14 protein-coding genes, 1 tRNA gene and 1 pseudogene are annotated in these 16,711 nt (G+C 66.2%); 9 read left to right on the top strand and 7 right to left on the bottom strand.

Features of this window, described 5'->3' with window-relative positions; all coding sequences use genetic code 11:
* Window positions 1–87 precede the first annotated feature (87 nt).
* The 4 genes from DRB87_RS18440 (at window position 88) to DRB87_RS18425 (ending at window position 3,276) form a co-directional block, all read left to right on the top strand.
* The gene (locus DRB87_RS18440; RefSeq protein ID WP_240756333.1) at window positions 88–930 is read left to right on the top strand and encodes an ABC transporter permease; all 843 of its coding nucleotides are present in this window, start codon (window positions 88–90) and stop codon (window positions 928–930) included.
* Window positions 931–1,148: 218 nt separating this feature from the next.
* Complete coding sequence (locus DRB87_RS18435; RefSeq protein WP_240756055.1) at window positions 1,149–1,541, top strand: hypothetical protein; 393 nt, start codon at window positions 1,149–1,151, stop codon at window positions 1,539–1,541.
* Window positions 1,542–1,717: 176 nt separating this feature from the next.
* On the top strand, window positions 1,718–2,281 hold the full coding sequence (locus DRB87_RS18430) for an RNA polymerase sigma factor (RefSeq protein ID WP_130026927.1): 564 nt from the start codon (window positions 1,718–1,720) through the stop codon (window positions 2,279–2,281).
* Window positions 2,281–3,276: an anti-sigma factor gene (locus DRB87_RS18425; RefSeq protein WP_206100036.1), complete on the top strand. Its 996-nt coding sequence runs from the start codon at window positions 2,281–2,283 to the stop codon at window positions 3,274–3,276. Before DRB87_RS18430 ends, DRB87_RS18425 begins: the two co-directional genes overlap by 1 nt.
* 144 nt (window positions 3,277–3,420) lie before the next feature.
* Here DRB87_RS18425 and DRB87_RS18420 read toward each other — a convergent pair whose 3' ends face one another.
* Both DRB87_RS18420 and kdgD read right to left on the bottom strand, forming a co-directional pair.
* The gene (locus DRB87_RS18420) at window positions 3,421–4,995 is read right to left on the bottom strand and encodes an aldehyde dehydrogenase (NADP(+)) (protein WP_130026926.1); all 1,575 of its coding nucleotides are present in this window, start codon (window positions 4,993–4,995) and stop codon (window positions 3,421–3,423) included.
* Window positions 4,996–5,006: 11 nt separating this feature from the next.
* Window positions 5,007–5,918 carry a 5-dehydro-4-deoxyglucarate dehydratase gene (gene kdgD / locus DRB87_RS18415; protein ID WP_017232956.1) on the bottom strand — a complete coding sequence of 304 codons (912 nt, stop codon included), beginning with the start codon at window positions 5,916–5,918 and terminating at the stop codon, window positions 5,007–5,009.
* 386 nt (window positions 5,919–6,304) lie between these two features.
* Between kdgD and garD the strand changes: the two genes are divergently transcribed.
* Complete coding sequence (gene garD, locus DRB87_RS18410; RefSeq protein ID WP_130027956.1) at window positions 6,305–7,912, top strand: galactarate dehydratase; 1,608 nt, start codon at window positions 6,305–6,307, stop codon at window positions 7,910–7,912.
* Window positions 7,913–7,928: 16 nt separating this feature from the next.
* Here the strand turns inward: garD and DRB87_RS18405 are convergent, their stop codons facing one another.
* Window positions 7,929–8,405, bottom strand: coding sequence for a nitrate reductase associated protein (locus tag DRB87_RS18405; protein ID WP_130026925.1), 477 nt, complete (start codon window positions 8,403–8,405; stop codon window positions 7,929–7,931).
* A 579-nt stretch (window positions 8,406–8,984) separates the two neighbouring features.
* Here DRB87_RS18405 and DRB87_RS18400 point away from each other — a divergent pair.
* The 3 genes from DRB87_RS18400 (at window position 8,985) to DRB87_RS18390 (ending at window position 11,163) form a co-directional block, all read left to right on the top strand.
* Entirely contained in the window at window positions 8,985–9,191 is a 207-nt protein-coding gene (locus DRB87_RS18400) for a hypothetical protein (protein WP_130026924.1), read from the top strand.
* On the top strand, window positions 9,188–10,168 hold the full coding sequence (locus DRB87_RS18395; RefSeq protein WP_130026923.1) for a hypothetical protein: 981 nt from the start codon (window positions 9,188–9,190) through the stop codon (window positions 10,166–10,168). Before DRB87_RS18400 ends, DRB87_RS18395 begins: the two co-directional genes overlap by 4 nt.
* A gap of 101 nt (window positions 10,169–10,269) precedes the next feature.
* Window positions 10,270–11,163, top strand: coding sequence for a DMT family transporter (locus tag DRB87_RS18390; RefSeq protein ID WP_130026922.1), 894 nt, complete (start codon window positions 10,270–10,272; stop codon window positions 11,161–11,163).
* Between the two features lie 48 nt (window positions 11,164–11,211).
* On the opposite strand, the pseudogene DRB87_RS18385 reads toward DRB87_RS18390, so the two are convergent.
* The 3 genes and pseudogenes from DRB87_RS18385 to egtB all read right to left on the bottom strand — a co-directional run bounded on the left by DRB87_RS18385 (window position 11,212) and on the right by egtB (window position 14,662).
* Window positions 11,212–12,038 (bottom strand): annotated as a pseudogene (locus DRB87_RS18385) (DUF4088 family protein).
* 432 nt (window positions 12,039–12,470) lie between these two features.
* Entirely contained in the window at window positions 12,471–13,454 is a 984-nt protein-coding gene (gene egtD / locus DRB87_RS18380; protein WP_130026921.1) for an L-histidine N(alpha)-methyltransferase, read from the bottom strand.
* Window positions 13,454–14,662, bottom strand: a complete 1,209-nt coding sequence (egtB, locus tag DRB87_RS18375) for an ergothioneine biosynthesis protein EgtB (protein WP_130027955.1) — start codon at window positions 14,660–14,662, stop codon at window positions 13,454–13,456. Before egtB ends, egtD begins: the two co-directional genes overlap by 1 nt.
* A gap of 523 nt (window positions 14,663–15,185) precedes the next feature.
* On the opposite strand from egtB, the gene DRB87_RS18370 reads away from it, so the two are divergent.
* Window positions 15,186–15,270, top strand: a tRNA-Leu gene (locus DRB87_RS18370).
* 359 nt (window positions 15,271–15,629) lie between these two features.
* On the opposite strand, the gene DRB87_RS18365 is transcribed toward DRB87_RS18370, so the two are convergent.
* Entirely contained in the window at window positions 15,630–16,241 is a 612-nt protein-coding gene (locus DRB87_RS18365; protein WP_130026920.1) for a DUF2239 family protein, read from the bottom strand.
* Window positions 16,242–16,711 lie beyond the last annotated feature (470 nt).

Here is a 16,711-nt window from a genome sequence, read left to right as displayed (position 1 = left end):
GGACCCCTGGCCGCGCAAAACGGAGATTTCATGACCACGCCTTCGCCCGTGAGTTCGCTGGCGGCTGCCCCCACGGCACGACGCAAGATGCGCCGTGAAGGACCGGGCTCGCGTCTGTGGCGTGTGCTGGTGTGGGGCGCGATGATCTTCTTCCTCGTGAACGTGGGGTTGATGATCGCCACCGTCGCGATGAACTCGCTGGCCACCCGCTGGTTCGGCACGCCGCTGCCGCAAGGCTTCACGCTGCATTGGTACGCACAGGCATGGCGCGATTTCCAGCTTGCCGATGTGCTCTGGGTCACCATGGAGGTCGTGGGTGCGGTCGTGCTGCTGTCGATCGCGCTGGGCGTGCCTGCAGCGTATGCGCTGGCGCGTGCGCAGTTCCCCGGCAAGAAGCTCGCGATGCTGGTGTTCCTGCTTCCGTTGATGGTGCCGCCGGTCACATACGGCATTCCGATGGCGACGGTGCTCTACAAGGTCGGGCTGGGGGGCACGCTCGCGGGGGTGATTCTGGCGAACCTCGTGCCGTCGCTGCCGTTCGTGATTCTCGTGATGACACCGTTCATCGAGCAGATCGATCCGAATCTCGAAGCCGCCGCGCGCATCTTCGGGGCCAACACGCTGAAGTATTTCCGCTACGTGTTGCTGCCGCTGCTGGTGCCGGGCATTCTCGCGGCCGGGTTGCTGGTGCTCGTACGCACCATCGGGATGTTCGAGCTGACGTTCTTCACGGCGGGTCCCGACACGCAGACGCTCGTCGTCGCGCTGTACTACGCGGTGTTCTCGACCGGTGTGCGGGCGCCGCAGTCGATCGACGCCATGGCCATGATCTATATGGCGATCACGCTGTTGTGGGTGCTCATCGCGCTGCAATTCGTGAGTCCGACGCAGCTCGTGAGCCGCGTCAAGGAAGCGCCGAAGGGAGAGTAGGTCGTTGGGAGTGCCGCCGTCGCCTTGGGAAGGTCCGGGGGGATGTGCGGCACGTGCCGCTTACGCTGCCATGGCACTGCCGTCCCCCGCTGTTCTCTTCTTCGCACCGCACTGCATTGCGGTGCACCAAAAAAATCACTGACATCGGACGGAATAAAGCGTCGCGACCGGGCGTTCTGAGAGTGTCGTCCCCGACATTTCATTCAGGAGCCAATGTCATGAACCAACGTCAATCGATGTCCTCCGTTCTCACCGCAATCGTGGCGGCCGCCGGTCTGTTCGCCGCTGCCGCTGCCCATGCCGAAGCCCCGCTCAAGGCGATGGGCGGCATGATGGTCGATAGCCAGAACCGTACCGTCTACACGTTTGACAAAGATGTGGCCGGCAGCGGCAAGAGCACCTGTAACGGCCCGTGTGCCGCCGCCTGGCCGCCCGTGATGGCCGCGCCGGGAGCGAAGGCCGAGGGCGATTACACCGTCGTGACGCGCGACGACGGCACGATGCAATGGGCCTACAAGGGCAAGCCGATGTATCGCTTCTCGAAGGACACTGCCCAGGGTGACATGAAGGGCAACGGCTTCAAGGACGTGTGGCACGTGGTCAAGCCCTGAGCGGGAGCGCACGCAGATCCGGCGGGGAGTACAGGGTGTTGGCGGTCTGGCCGGCCACGCGGCGTAGTGCAAAGTCGCGGCGGCTCAGTATAATTTCGCGGCAAGCGTCGACGGTCGTCGCCGGCGCTGCTTCGGACTGGCTTGACGCCAGGCACCCTCCGCCAGGACATTTGCCGATGACCGGTCAGGATTTGCCCAGCTTGCTCCCTGGCTTGTTGCCGCGCCTCTGGGCGTTCGCCCTGCGCATCACGGGCGATCGCCACGACGCCGAGGATCTCGTGCAACGTGCCTGCCTGCACGCGCTCGAGCGCGTGCATCAGTGGCAGCCCGGTACCTCGGCATTGAGCTGGATGTACCGCATCGTGCACACCACGTGGATCAACGAGATCCGTGCGCGTCGCGTCCGCTCGCGCGGCAGTCTGGCCTGGGACGACGCCGACGTCGAGGCGATTCCCGATCTTCAGGCGTCGTCGCCCGAAGACCTGGCCAGTTATCACCAGGTGTTTGGCGCCGTCGACCGTCTGCCCGAAGCGCAGCGGCTCGTGGTACTGCTCGTCGCGGTCGAAGGTCTGAGCTACCAGGAGGCGGCGCTCGTGCTCGACGTGCCCATCGGTACTGTCATGAGCCGCTTGTCACGCGCACGCCGCACCGTCGGCGACCAGTTCCGTCAATCCAAGGGGCAACCCCGCCGTGCCGACAACGTCGGCCCTGACGCCGGCGCACGTGAGGAGGATGCGTGATGAACGAAGACGATATCCGCCTGCTCGCGTACGTCGACGACACACTCCCCGCCGCCGAGCGGGCCGAGGTGGAAGCGGCCATTGGCGCGTCGCCCGAATTGGCCGACGCGGTCGAGGCGTTGCGCGCGTCGCGCCTGCCGTATCGGGAGACGTTCGCCGCACAAGTGATTCCGCCCGTGCCGGCCAGCCTGAGCGCCCATCTAGAGGCATTGCTGCGCGCGCATGCGCAGCGGCAGACGTCGACGCCACAAGACGGTGCCGATGCCATGAAGCCGTTGACCCCGCTGTCGCCGGCCGCGTCCGTATCCGTCGATGCGTCCCTCAGTCCGCCCGCGGCGAACGATGCGCCCGCCGCCCGCCGCGTGCGCGCGGGGTGGCTGCTCGCCGCATTTGCGGCTGGCGTAGCGGCCACAGCGATCACCTTGCCCTGGTTGCCGGGCGCGCTGAGCCGGTTGGGCACGGGGGGCGGGGCACTCATGACCGCCTCGGTGACGGCGCCGCCGAAGTCGCCGCAAGGCACGACGTGGGTGCGCGCGGCCGCCGAATACCAGCAGCTCTATGTGCGCGACACGATCGCGTCGGTGCGGGTGGACGATGGCGACATCGCGCGCACCGTCAGCGATATTCGGCACGACGACAAGCTCGATATCAGTGTTCCCGACCTGCGCGCACAGGGGCTGACGTTCAAGGGGGTGCAACGCCTGCGCTGGCAGGATCGAACGCTGGTGCAGATGGTGTACCTGCCGGAGACGGGCGACCCCGTCGCCCTTTGCGTGGTGCGCGACCCGCGTCCGGATCAGGACGTGGCGGAGCAGCAGATCGACCGGATGGGCGTGGTGACGTGGCGCAAGGGACAGCTTGGTTACGCGCTGATCGGCGCGCCGGGGGCAATCAACCTGAAGGCGGTCGCCAGGGGGCTTTCACAGGGACAGGTCGCTCCGCTGTACGGTCTGGTGACGTTGCCGACGCACACGCAGGTGCCCGCGGCGTCGTAGCGGTGGTCAGCGCATCTATCGCATGCGCCGCATTCAACGCGCGCATTCAACACACCCAACGCGTCGTCCCCAAGACAAACGCCCTCGAAATCGAGGGCGTTTGTCTTTGCAGCAGTGACGTTTGCTACGCGTGGGGGCGGCGTGTCATGCCTGCGACATTGCGCCGTCGCGAAGTCGCCACAGGCCGAGCGGATTGCCTTCGCGCAGGGCTTCAGGCAACAGCGTGTCGGGCAGATCCTGATAGCAGACCGGACGCAGGAACCGATCGATGGCCGTGGCGCCCACCGACGTGAACATTGCGTTCGACGTCGCCGGGAACGGACCGCCGTGGACCATCGCATGACACACCTCGACGCCGGTCGGGAAGCCGTTGGCGAGAATGCGTCCGGCGCGACGCTCCAGACTCGGCAGCAAGCGGCGCGCTGCCTCGGTATCGCCGGCGTCGAGTTGCAGCGTCGCTGTGAGCTGTCCTTCCAGACGCTCGGTGATCGCGATCATCTCTTCGACGGTATCGCAGGCAATCACGACCGATGCCGGGCCGAAGACTTCCTCATGCAGTGCCGGCGTAGCGAGGAATTCGGCGGCGCTCGTGCGGAAGAGGGCGGCTTGGCCCTGGCATGCCCCCCCTGCCTGACCGCGCGCGAGCAGCGTCACGTTCGGTTCGTCGACCAGTCGCGTCACGCCCTTGTCGTAGGCCTGATGAATGCCCGGCGTCAGCATCGTGCCGGCGGCTTTCGCGCGGAGCGCTTCGGTGGCCGTGCGGCAGAAGCGATCGAGCGCTTCACCTGCGATACCCAGCACCATCCCCGGGTTGGTGCAGAACTGACCGACGCCCATCGTGAGCGAGTCGACGAAACCCTTGGCGATCGCTTCGCCGCGCGCGTTCAGCGCCTCAGGCAGCAAATACACCGGATTGATACTGCTCATTTCGGCATAGACCGGAATCGGTACGGCACGCGACTGCGCAATGCGTTGCAGCGCGAGGCCGCCGGTGCGTGACCCGGTAAAGCCCACGGCGGCAATCGCCGGATGCGCGACGAGCGCCTCGCCCACGGCGCGTTCGCCCACGAGCAGCGAGAACACCCCTTCCGGCAGGCCAAGCGCCTGCACTGCCGAGCGGATGGCGCGGGCCACGAGTTCCGACGTTCCCAGGTGCGCCGAATGTGCCTTGACGATCACCGGGCAACCCGCGGCAAACGCCGACGCCGTGTCGCCGCCCGCCACCGAAAACGCCAGCGGGAAGTTGCTCGCGCCGAACACGGCCACGGGACCGAGGCCGATCTTGGCCAGACGCAAGTCGCTGCGCGGCAGCGGCTCGCGCGCCGGCTGCGCCGGGTCGACGGTGGCGTCGAGGAAGTGGCCGTCACGCACCACGCGGGCGAACATGCGCAGTTGGCCAACGGTGCGCCCACGCTCGCCTTGCAGGCGGGCGGCAGGCAATCCGGTCTCGGCGTGAGCACGCTCGATAAGTGCGTCGCCCAGATCGAGAATGGCCTGTGCGACGGCCTCCAGGAACTCGGCACGCTTGGCGAGCGGCAATGCGCGGAACGGGTCGAACGCGGCGCGAGCCAGCTCGCAAGCGCGTTCGACGTCTTGCGCGCTGCCCGCGCCGAACGCGGGCGTCAGCCGCTCGCCGCGCGACGGATCGAACGCTTCGAGCGTTCCCGCGTTGCCTCGCACGTCGGCGTGGCCGATCAACATCTCACCGGTAATTTGCATGCGTGGGCTCCTTAGCCTTCAACCTTCTTGATCAGCGCGTCGAGCATCTCGAGTTCGTTCGGCAGCAGGTCGGTCAGCGGCGCGCGCACCGGGCCGGCATCGCGACCGACGAGCTTCGCGCCCGCCTTGACGATACTCACGGCGTAGCCCGCGCGGCGGTTGCGGATTTCCAGGTAGGGCAGGAAGAATGTGTCGAGCAGGCGGCCGATCGTGGCCTCGTCGTTCTCGCACACGGCGTGATAGAACGCCATGGCCGTCTTCGGAATGAAGTTGAAGACCGCCGATGAGTACACCGGCACGCCCAGCGCGCGGTAGGCTGCGGCATAGACTTCGGCCGTCGGCAGACCACCCAGATAAGAGAAGCGGTCGCCCATGCGGCGACGGATCTGCACCATGCGTTCGATATCGCCCACGCCGTCCTTGAAGCCGATCAGGTTCGGGCACGTCTCGGCAAGTCGCTCGAGTTGGTCGGCGCCGAGTTTCGAATTGGCACGGTTGTAGACGATCACGCCGATGTTGACCGAACGGCAGACCTGTTCGACGTGAGCGGCGATCCCGTCCAGGCTCGCTTCGGTCAGGTAGTGGGGCATGAGCAGCACGCCCTTGGCGCCAAGACGCTCGGCTTCCTGAGCGTATTCGATAGCCAGACGCGTCGGGCCGCCGGCGCCTGCCAGAATCGGCACCTTGCCTGCGCAGGTGTCGACGGCCGTCTTGATCACGGCGCTGTAATCGCGCGGGGTAAGCGAGAAGAATTCGCCCGTGCCGCCCGCCGCGAAAAGCGCCGTCGCACCGAACGGCGCCAGCCACTCAAGTCGGGCCGCGTAACCACGCGCGTTGAAGTCGCCGTTCGCGTCGAAGTCGGTGACGGGGAAAGACAACAAGCCGTCGGAGACGATCTGCTTGAGTTCTTGAGGTGCGGTCATGTCAAGAGTTCCTGTCGGCCACGGGGCCGTTTTCGATAAGGAAGAAAGAAGCTCAACCAGCGCTCGGCGCTGAGTTATATGTCATCGTATAACATGTAATGAAATCGAACAAGAGGCTGTTGAAAAGAATGGCAGTGGGATTAACCCGTACAAAGCATGGAAGGGGGATTTCCCCGATTTATCCGCCAGACTTGAGGGGTACGCACAGCGCGAATCTAGATGTATGATGACACATGAGTGGCGGCATGCGCGACAACGTCGAAATTCGACGCCGTTATGCGCGCTGGCCGAGAGAGTCTTCAGCGTCGATGGCGTATCGCATGTGTGAACCCGTGCAGGCGCCGCATCTCATCGGAAAACAGGAAGGAGTGAGCAACATGGCATCAATGACGGACGCGGGGCGCACGGACGCCGCGGGTGAAGGCGGGTCTGGGACGAAGGATGTGCCGCGCTATATTCGGATGCAGCCGGACGACAATGTCGCCATCGTCGTGAACGACGGCGGTTTGTCCGCCGGTCGCCGGTTTGCCGACGGACTCACGCTCGTGGACGCCGTGCCCCAGGGGCATAAGGTCACGCTGAGCGATCTGGCCGAAGGGGCGCCGGTGATTCGCTACGGTGTGGTGATCGGCTATGCGGCGCGTGCGCTGCCCGCGGGCAGCTGGGTCAACGAGCGCAATCTGGTCATGCCCGAGGCGCCTTCGCTGGATCGCCTGCCGATCAGCACGCGGGTGCCCGCGTCACTGCCGCCGCTCGAGGGCTTCACGTTTCAGGGCTATCGCAATGCCGACGGATCGGTCGGTACCCGCAACATTCTGGCGATCACGACCACGGTGCAGTGCGTGGCCGGCGTGGTCGAATTTGCCGTCAAGCGGATCAAGGAGACGTTGCTGCCTCAGTATCCGAACGTCGACGACGTTGTCGGGCTGGAACACACCTACGGCTGCGGCGTGGCCATCGATGCGCCGGACGCCGACGTGCCGATCCGCACGCTGCGCAACATCTCCACGAACCCGAATTTCGGCGGCGAAGTGATGGTCGTGAGTCTCGGTTGCGAGAAGCTTCAGCCCGAGCGCCTCTTGCCGGCGGGCAGTATTCCGATCGGCAGCGCCAATGCGGATGGCAAGCCCGATACCGTCTGTCTGCAAGACGACGCGCACGTCGGCTTCCTGTCGATGATCGACTCGATCCTGGCAACGGCACGCACGCATCTGGAGCGTCTTAACGCTCGCCAGCGCGAGACGGTGCCGGCGTCGGAGCTGGTGGTGGGCGTGCAGTGCGGCGGCAGCGACGCGTTCTCCGGGGTGACGGCGAACCCGGCGGTGGGCTTCGCCACGGATTTGCTCGTGCGCGCGGGCGCGACGGTCATGTTCTCCGAAGTCACCGAGGTGCGCGATGGGATCGATCAACTTACGTCACGCGCGGCGACCCCGGAAGTGGCCGACGCGATGATTCGCGAGATGGCCTGGTACGACGCCTATCTCGAGCGCGGCCGCGTCGACCGCAGCGCCAACACCACGCCGGGCAACAAGCGCGGCGGGTTGTCGAACATTGTGGAAAAGGCGATGGGGTCGATCGTGAAGTCCGGCACGGGGCCGATTCACGGCGTGATCGCGCCGGGGGCCAAGCTTGACCGCTCGCGCCAGCGCGGGCTGATTTACGCCGCCACGCCAGCGAGCGATTTCGTCTGCGGCACGCTGCAACTCGCGGCGGGGATCAACATGCACGTCTTCACGACCGGACGCGGCACGCCTTACGGGCTGGCCGAGGTGCCCGTCGTCAAGGTGGCGACGCGCTCCGATCTGGCCCGTCGCTGGCATGACCTGATGGATGTCGACGCCGGGCGCATCGCCACGGGCGAAGCCACCATCGAAGACGTCGGCTGGCAGCTCTTTCACCTGATGCTCGCCGTGGCGAGCGGCGAGAAGACCTGGGCGGAACGCTGGGGCCTGCACAACGCGCTAGTCCTCTTCAACCCGGCGCCCGTGACCTGACCCCGGGGGACGCACCTCAGAGATCGGCCGGCGTTTGCGCCAGCCCGAACTCGAGCATGGCCGGGACAAAGCAATGATTGAGCGTGTCGCGTCGCGAGAGCTTCGCGAGCACATAGCGACGGAACGGCGTGAGCGCGGCCCAGTCGCCCACCGCAGGCGGCAGCAGGTCGGCCAGTTCGCACTGCTTGAGCAGTCCCGGCGGCAACACGTTCGTATCCTGCCAGGCGGTAGGCGCAGGGTCGACGCTGCGCGCCACCGCTTGCCCTAAATACTGGTTCGCCATCTCGTCGAGACGCGCGGCAAAGTCCTCGTCGCCGGGCCTGCATGAGGCCAGCGCCTCGCGCGCCGCTTCGGGCAAGCGTTGCCAGTCGGCCAACGATAGATGTTGACCGTTGCGATCCAGATTGAAGCGAATCGCCATCGTGATGAACGTCAGGTTCTCGCAGGCCTCGATCTCGAAAACGAAGATCGGCAGACGCTGATAAAGATGCATGAGAGTCGCTCCCCGGGGCACAGCATCGGAAACAATCATGGTACTTCAAGTGGGCGCACTCTCGTGCGCTGCGCTGTGCCGCCCGCATCGCTACGAGGAAGGCGTGCCGGCGGAACGTCGTATTCCGACATCAATCCCCTAGGTTCTTGGGAAAAGTCTTGAATTTGCGTGTTTGAGCGACGTTGTCCGCATTTGCCGTTCACGATGGCGACCGACGTCGAATCGTCGTCATCCCTCGGGGCGCGGCCGGTCGTTCACGCCGCACCCGCGGGGAGGCCGGAGGGCGATGGAGCTACGTGGTTTGCGCACTTCTAGAGCCTCCGTTCTTTTTCGTATCCCTAAGGGATTCCTATGGTAGATGTTTGGCCCGCAGGCGCCTGCGTTCATGCCCGGCATGGCATGCGCGGCTTGCGCGGCAGTTTTGCAAGAGGCGCGGGCGTCCGCGCCATCCGATTTTCGAAAGGAGCCGACATGCCGTCCAATGCGCCGCCGTCACCGTTTCCTTTTCTTCCCGTCGTCCTGGAGGCGCCCGTCGGGGCGCAAGGTCGCGCGATGTCTCCGCCCGACGGGACCGCCTGCATGCCTGAGCCGGCGTCACGTCGGCTGGCGCGCGGCGCGCCGGACACGCCACGTGGCAAAGGGCGAACCCCGTCCCGCCGTCGTTTGGGCGCCGTGCAGAACGTGCCGGGGCTGTCGCTGGGCGATGGGGGGGCGACGCTGCGCGTGGAGGTCGTCAGGCGCATCGATCCCGCGGGGGTGGCGCTGCTGGGGGCGATCGTCCGATGAGTGCCCCGATCGCGTCACCGGTCGCCACTCCTCTGCCCGCCGCGCCGGTCGCGTTGGCGGCGTACGACACGGCGGTATGGGTCATCGCGTCGCCGCATGCGCGATGGACGGTCGAGGCGCAGGCCGTCGTCGTGTCGTCGCACGAGGTGTCGTGCACATTGCACGGCGCGCTCGCCGAAACCGCGATGTGGCTGGATCGTATGCGGCACGGTGTGCTGCTCGCCGAGGTGCCGTTGCCGGGCACCTGGCTCGCGATGCTGGTCGACGAAGCGCTGGTGCAGGTGTTGCCCGCCACGCAGGGCAATTTCGTGTCGGCGTTCGGGCGCATTTGCGACGATTGGGTGCGCGGCATTTTCGCCGCGCCATTCTGGGCCCGCTTCCTGGCAGGCGAATCGAGCGACGTCCAGGTGCTGGCGTTTCTCGCGCAGCACTACCATCGCGCGGCGGGGGCGGATGTGCACAATCGCATGGCGGTCGAGCGCTGCACCGACGCGGCGCTGCGACCGATGCTGTTGCGCCAGTATCGCGAGCAGCGCGGACAGGCGACGATGCTTGCCGCCGGCCTCCTTCGCTGTGGCCCGGCGGCCCGCACCTTCCTCGACAGCGGCGCGTTCGATGCGACGCATGCGCTCATCGACTTCATCATTGGCGCGGCGGGCGACATGTCCGCCTACGTGGGGTGTTGCGCGCTCAGTCAGGCGCCGGCAGCGGTGCGTGCGGCCAGCGAGATCGAGGCGCAGTTCGACGCGCTCGCGCAGCGGTATCCGTCGGCCGCCGAAGGGTTCGCGGCCGTCGGAGCGCACGCGCGGCAAGACGCGAGTGTCTGCGGCGGGACCTCGTTGCTCGCGCAATGGGTGGAGGAGGCGGGCGAGCCCGATGCGGCGTCGCGCTTGCGCATGCTGCGCGGGGCGCACGGTGTGGCGGCGGCCTATCGGGTCATGTTCGACACGTTGCATCATCTGGACGACGATATCTGAGGTCGGCGCGCGGGCCATGCCCCGAATGGGGCATGCGACTCGTATAATGGCGTCCGAACGGCGCGGGGCGGTGGTGCCTGCGAGCCGTCTGCCCCCAGACCATGACAACCCAACTCGCCTACCTTGCCGCGCTCGGTGCCGCCCTTTGCTGGGCCTTCAGCGGCATGATCGCCATTACGCCCGTGCGCCGGGCCGGTTCCTTCCCGTTCAATTACGCCCGCATGCTGCTCGTCTTCGCGATGCTGCTCATCGCGGTGGCGATGCAGCGTGGGTGGCCGTCGCTTACGCTGGAACAGTGGCTGCGACTCACGGCGTCGGGGCTGATCGGCATTCTCGTGGGCGACACGATTCTCTACACGTCGCTCGGCCGTCTCGGGCCCCGCCGCAACTCCATCATCTTCGCGACGAACGCCCCGATGACCGCCGTGCTCGGCTATGTTTGGCTCGGCGAGGCACTGGGCTGGCGGGCGGTGATCGGGGTGGCGCTGGTCACGACGGGCGTGGCGCTCGCCGTTGCGTTCGGTGGCCGCCGCGAGGATGCTCATCACTGGGAGTCCGTGCGTGGCGACGTGCGCGTGGGCGTCGCCATCGGGCTGGTGGCGGCGCTGTGTCACTCCGTGGGAACGCTCATCGCCAAACCGGTCATGGCCGCCGGCGTCGATCCGGTGAGCGCGTCGGCGGTGCGTGTGGGGGTGTCGGCGCTCGGGCTGACGATGCTCGCCGCGCGGCGCGGGCGTGACCTCTTCTCGGCCTTCACGCCGGGCACGCTCGCGCTCACGGCGGCGTCGGGCTTCGTCGGCGTGGCCGTCGGCATGACGCTGCTGCTCTACGGCATGGGGCACGGCAACACCGGCGTTATTGCGACGCTCTCGGCGACCACGCCGGTCGTGGTGTTGCCGCTGATGTGGATTCGCACCCGGCAGCGTCCGGCGGCAGGCGCCTGGTGGGGGGCGCTGATCGCGAGCGCGGGCGTCGCGTTGATCTTCAACCGGTGAGCGGAGACGGGCGCCAATACGGGGGGCGGCTCAGGTGCCGCCTCGCGGTCAGCGCGTGAGGGGCGGTTGCAGGGGGTCGGAATGCTGACGCGATGCGTCGGTCGTCATGCCGGACGGCGGTGCTTGCGGCGCAACGGCCGGGCGAGGCAGGTCTGGCGTCAGCAAACGCCGCAGCCAGGCCGCAAGCCGCTCGAAGATGCCTGGATCGTCGTTGAACAACTCGGGGCGCAGGACTCGGAGGTAGTCGAGAATCTGTTCGGCCTCCTGAGCACCAACCGATCCGTAGATCACCGCCAGATCGAGGAGTGCACGCAGTTCGCCGAGTCGCTCGCGCGCTTGCAGTGAACGGGCGGTCTCCACGCTGCGCTTGGCATCGAACACGCGCTCGCGCAGCACGGAGGCGGCGCGCCAAGCGGGCGTCTGCAAGGCGGCTTCCAGTGCGCGCAGGTCTTGCGCCGAACTGACAATCTGGCCCGCGAGCGATTCCACGATGCGTTCCTCGCCCTTCGCTTCGCGCACGATACCCTCGGCCCAGCGGCTCGCTTGACGCGACATGTCCTCGCGCGTCCATTCGGGGCGAGAGACGAAATAAAAGCCGTGTTGACGCGCCTGGTTCAGGATGATCGAGACGACGTCCGGGAACTGCTTGTCGAACGTGCGCTTGGCCCACGCGTAATGCCCCCGGCGAGCAATTGTGCGACGGCGGCTTCGGTGAGCGGAACGGTGCTGTCGAGCAGGCGGGCGCGCAGGAAGTCGTCGAAGGGCGGTGGCGTGAAGTGACGGTCGACGGCGGCGGAGATGCGCACGAACGCGTCGAAGTCTTTCTTCAGATCCGCCAGCGCGATGTCGGAAAGGGTTAGCGAAATGCGGCTCATCGTGACCGACCCCAAGGCGCCGTCGCGACGACGCAAAGCCGACGCGCGAACGAGTGCGCGTTAGCCAGTCGAGTGTCTGTGCCAGTGCCGCGAGCCGCGGGTGCTACTGCCGAAGCTCGTGCCACGTGCATCCCCATTGCGCGTGAAGTCATGTGCAGCGATACGTGTCAACGGTGCGCCGCGGTCATGGCCGCGCGCTGTGAAGATGGCCCTTGAGGGGACACAGGCGGACGTCCCGGCGTGTCGGATCCCATGGCGTTCATGGCGGCAATGCTAGCCTGATCCTGGCTGGCGATCCCCGCGTCTCCACCGTCTCCCCAGGAAATTCACATTTCGCATGGCGGACAGCAGGCGTCTGCATGCATCAACGGCATGGTGACGTCAAAACTTTAGCGATAAGGGTTGGATTTTTTGCGCGGCGTCGTGCGCGGCTCAGCTTCCCGCTGCGGGCCGCAGCAGATAGACGGCGAAGCGCGCGCGGGCATCGAGCCAGACGCGCTCGACATCCCACCCCGCGGAGCTTGCCAGGGCACGGAACTCCGTCTGACCGTATTTGTACGAGTTCTCGGTGTGAATGGACTCGCCTGTCATGAAGTCGAAGCGATGGCCCAGCACGCTCGCGCGGAAAGGGCGCTGGGCGACGAGATGCATTTCGATCCGGCTGGCGGCGGCGTTGAAGCGGGCTTCGTGACGGAAGGCGTCGAGCGGCAGGTCGCCGTCGAGTTCGCGGTTGATGCGCGTGAGCAAGTTCAGATCGAACTGCGCGGTGACGCCGCGCGCGTCGTCGTAGGCGGGCAGCAGCACGGCGGGGTCCTTGCAGGCATCCACGCCGACGACCATCCGGCGGCGCGGCCCGAGCATCTTGCCGACGTGGGCAAGAAAGGCGGCGGCCTGTCCGGGCGCGAAATTGCCGATCGTCGAGCCGGGAAAGAAGCCCAGGCGCGGCCCTTGCGTGGTCGGCAACTGCGGCGGCAGGCGAAACGGCCGGGTGAAGTCGGCGCGCACCGGCAACATGGGAATGCCCGGGCAGCGGCGGGCCAGCGTGGCGACGGCGTCGTCGAGGAAGTCGTCGGCAATGTCGACGGGCACATAGGCGCGCGGCGTGACCAGCGCGTCGAGCAGCAGCGGCGTCTTGCGACTTGAGCCGCTACCGAATTCGACGACGACGGCGTCCGGGCCGATGACGTCGGCAATCGCGGCGGCGCATTCGCCGAGCAGCGCCGTTTCGGTGCGTGTCTGGTAATACTCGTCGAGGCCGGTGATCGCTTCGAATAGTTCGCTGCCGAGCCGGTCGTAAAGCCAGATGCTGGGCAGCGACTTGGGCGTGTGGCCGAGACCGGCGAGCACGTCCGCCGCGAACGCATTTTCCGGCAACGACGGACAAACGAACGGCGTGGCTTGGGGGGCTTGCGACATCAACGATCCTCCGCGAGCCTCAGGCCGCAGAACTGCCAGCGCTGATGCGGGTAAAAGAAGTTGCGATACGTGGCGCGGGCATGTCCCGGCGGCGTGGCGAGCGAGCCGCCGCGCAGCACGAATTGTCCGCACATGAATTTGCCGTTGTATTCGCCGACGGCCCCTGCCGCCGGTCGGAATCCCGGATAGGCGACGTAAGGGCTGGCCGTCCATTGCCATACCGGGCCGAAGCGTTGCGCCATGGCGGGTTGCGACGCGGGCGACACGGTGGCCGCGACCTCCCACTCGTATTCGGTCGGCAGACGCTTGCCGGCCCATCGCGCGAAGGCGTCGGCTTCGAAATAGCTCACGTGCCGCACGGGCGCGTCGTCGTCGATCGGTTGCATGCCGGCGAGCGTCATCGACTGCCATTCGCCGTTGTGCAACTCCCAGTACAGCGGATGTCCCCACCCCTCGCGTTGCACCGTCGCCCAGCCGTCGGACAGCCAGAGTCCCGCCGTGCGATAGCCGCCGTCGTCGATGAACGCGCGCCACTCCCCGTTTGTCACCACGCGCGAGGCGATCGCGAAAGGGCGGAGCAGGATGTCGTGGGCCGGCGTTTCGCAGTCGAACGCAAAGGGTCCGCTCGATTCGCTCTCGTGCCCGACGCGATGCTGCCCGCCACTGTGCGCGATCCATTGCAGCGGCCCGGCGATGTCGCCGGCGCAGGCCGGCTGGCGATGCACGGGACGCAACGGATTTTGCGCGAACAGATGCAGCAAGTCGGTGTGCATCAACTCCTGATGCTGTTCCTCGTGATGCAGGCCGAGGGTGACGAGTGCATGAATGTCGGGCGGGAGATCGGCATGCAGCAGGCGCTCGTGCATGGCGGCGTCGACATGGCGGCGATAGCGCAGCACGTCATCGAGCGTGGGGCGGGAGAGCAAGCCTCGTTGTGGGCGCGGATGGCGCGGACCGGCGGCCTCGTAATATGAATTGAAGAGATAGGCGAAGCGCGGATCGTAGGAGTGGTAGCGGCTGCCCGACAGGGCGCCGGACTCGCTCAGCAGGAAGGTCTCGAAGAACCACGTGGTGTGCGCGAGATGCCACTTGACGGGGCTGGCGTCGGGCATCGACTGCACGGTGGCGTCGGCGTCGGACAGGCCTTGGGCAAAGGCGACCGAGGCGGCGCGCACGGCGTCATAACGCGCGTGCAGCGATGCCGGCATGGTCGCTACGAGACCCGTAGTGCCGTCGCGCTCGGTGCGCGGGCGGGGGAGACTGGCGGAGGTGCCGGAGGGCGCCTCGGCTTGCGACGTACAACAGGGGAGGGCCATGGGGGGACGCGCCGTGTTGTGAAACGTGCTGCCTATTGTAGACCGGTTGCGAGCCCGTCGTACCCAACAAGCCTAACGTGCCTGACGTGAGTCAGGGGGGCAAGGCCATGTTTGCAAGGTCACGATTGCCCGTTGCCGGTGGCGCTGCGGAGTTCGTGCTCGATACGCACGACCTCCTGGGCAACGAGCGCGATGGCGTTGCGAATTTCCATGAGCGCGGTGTACAGCGCTTGTGCGTTCTGGGGGATTGCAGGGCGAGGTCGTGAGCGGCGGCTTCGATGGCGTCGAGCGACAGGGCGATACGGTCGAGATTCTCCAGCATGGGGCGATCTCCGTTAGCGCGCAGCGAGTGCGTGCGTGACCCTATGATACCCAACTGACGTATCTCGGTGGGAATGTTAGAATGCGTGCCCTTGCCGGGGTGATGAAATTGGTAAACATAGCGGACTTAAAATCCGCCGCCTTCGGGCTTACCGGTTCAAGTCCGGTCCCCGGCACCAGTCATGCATTCGTCTTGCTGAAAACGTGAGCCGAGTTAGACGTTTCCGCACGCGTCCTCGGTCAGCCACTCGCGGGCATCCATTGATTCGCGTGGGCAAACGCACGGTGGCGTCCGGCTCGGACGCGGCATCATGTGCATGGAGCGCGACCGCGCCGCATGTCGAGACGCGCAGCACCGTAACCCTCCATCGTCTGTCGTCGTGGCCTACCGTCGCGGCACGACACCCAGCTTATCGTTCCCCGCCCATCATTGCGTCACCCGCAATGTGACGACGTCGCGGCCGCGCGTAAGCGGTGCAATGGCGCCGGTATTCAGCGGCGTGAAATTCATCCGTGCCATCTGTGCAACCAACGTCGCTCACGATGCGTCGCCAAAGCCCAGCGAGAATGCATGATCGCGCACATCAGCCGGCCAGCCGGCGACCCGTTCCCCAAAACACGCACGATCGTCTGCGAACAACGCTCGCGTCGCTTCCTCGAAGCCGGGCAGATCGCCGGCCAGCGCCGACATGAAGTGGTAGGCGCGCTCTTGTGAGGCGCGGCGATCGTCACGTTGGGCGTTGGCGCGACGTGCGTCTTCAACCAGCTTTCGCAGCGCGACCGATGCACCGCCTGGCTGCGTCGCGAGCCAATCCCAGTGGCGAGGCAACAGCGTGACCTCACGCGCGACGACACCGAGCTTCGGACGCCCTCGGCCACGTGCTTCGCTCTGCGGTGCCGCGCCGTCGGTGTCGTTGCCGGGTGGCGCGTCGGATACCGCCTGCGTGAAGCGCGCGGTGACTTCGTCGTCAGTGCCGCGCGTGTCGATGTCGATCGAGCGCCCAGTCGCGTTGTCGAAGATCAGCACCGGCGTCCGAGGCGCTTTTTCCACGGCACGCTTTACCGAAAGTGCGACGGCAGCAAGCGTGCCGGAGGCAATGCGTCGTTGACCCACGAAGGCGATGTGGGAGGGAAGCGTCGAAGGTGTCATGGTATCCCGCCAGAGAGTGAGGATTGCAATTTATACCCGGATAAAATTATTGTCAATATTATCCGGGCATAAATATGGTGCTGACCGCCAATCGAATGCAGCGGTACGCGCAGGCGATGCCGACCATGAGACGCCTGTCGGCGGCTATCCGAGCGGCAGGTCACAGGCGCGCAAAGCATTGGCCTGAGCGGCAGGTTGGGGGCGTTGACCTGATCCGGTCGCGTGGGGCGGGCGTCATGCGTGGGGGTGCTCAAGCCGACCGTCCGGGGAGTGTCCCGGTTTCGATCGCTGCCGGTCGAGCCTGCGCAACGTGGGCTGACTTTTTTAGGTATCGAAAATTTAAAGAATCCGCATTTCTGATAGTTGTGCGCGCGCAAGAATAGCGGTGCCGTGCGGCCACTTCGGCAACGTTTCCGAATGGCTTGTCGCGACGGCATTCAACCGCAAACCACAGCTACACAGGAAAAAAC

The organism is Pandoraea sp. XY-2 (assembly GCF_004193915.1).
Taxonomy (GTDB): domain Bacteria; phylum Pseudomonadota; class Gammaproteobacteria; order Burkholderiales; family Burkholderiaceae; genus Pandoraea; species Pandoraea cepalis.
Note: the sequence above shows the minus strand (reverse complement) of the source record. Positions and strands in the feature narration are given on the sequence as shown.